A 922-nucleotide genomic window follows, 5' to 3' on the forward strand; every position below is an offset into this window, starting at 1 on the left:
GACCCATTCAGGGTCGGCCGCGTCATCAGGGCTTTTCTATATACTTACGACAGCTTCAGCTTCACACGTATATTCTTGGGACTGATCCTGAAGGGATCAAATGTTTATAGCAGGATGCCTCAATTTCCGGAACCGATCCTGAAGGGATCGAATGTGGTGGTGGTGGCATGGGGCCAAAGGGGTTGAATGAATCATACGGTAACCGGGTATGTTTCCCAACGACGCTGTGCGACCCCTATCAGGGTCGGGATCAACATCAGCACATATGCTATATACATGCGACCCATTCAGGGTCGGCCGCAATATCTCTTTCGATGCTTTCGATTGATGGATCAGCGGTGAGATTGCTTCGCCTGATGAATTCATTTCCATTTCGCCGATTTATTTCTTTCACGAATTAAAGCTGGTCCAGCTCCCCCATGATAAAAATGATCCATTTGAACCTGCATATTTTGCTAAGAAATTGACAAATAATATGAAAGTGCATGGTAAAAGTATTGATTTGTATTTATACGAGGAGGGAATCCATGGATTTTGGACTGACACAAATTACTGGAATCAAGTACAAGAATTTATTAGACCATTAACGGTCCGAATCCCGAACAGGGGGAATTATGGGTTATTGAGCCACAGGGGTGGCTTTGAAGGGTAAACATATTCATCACATCATCCACTTAAAGTCCCAAATACTTAATGATTTTTTTACCAACCTGCATTATACAGATGACTAAAACTCATGTTTACTCCAGTTCCTGTCCGTCATCACTCCAGTTGCTCTCCGTATCCACTCCGACAATTGACGGAGTGGGTAATAAAGCGTAAACAGAGAAACACACGGATAATCGAGCATAAGTAAGTTTAAATATTTACTTTATATTGTTTCAATAACTACATTATTCCTTATAATCCCGATAAAGTTCAT

1 protein-coding gene is annotated in these 922 nt (G+C 41.8%); it reads left to right on the forward strand.

Going from position 1 to position 922, the window contains the following annotated elements; translation table 11 throughout:
* Positions 1-186, forward strand: a 186-nt coding sequence (locus EL17_RS01685; RefSeq protein ID WP_035069225.1) for a hypothetical protein, incomplete at its 5' end; no start/stop codon positions are given.
* Positions 187-922: the final 736 nt, after the last annotated feature.

Source organism: Anditalea andensis, from assembly GCF_000714815.1.
Lineage (GTDB): Bacteria > Bacteroidota > Bacteroidia > Cytophagales > Cyclobacteriaceae > Anditalea > Anditalea andensis.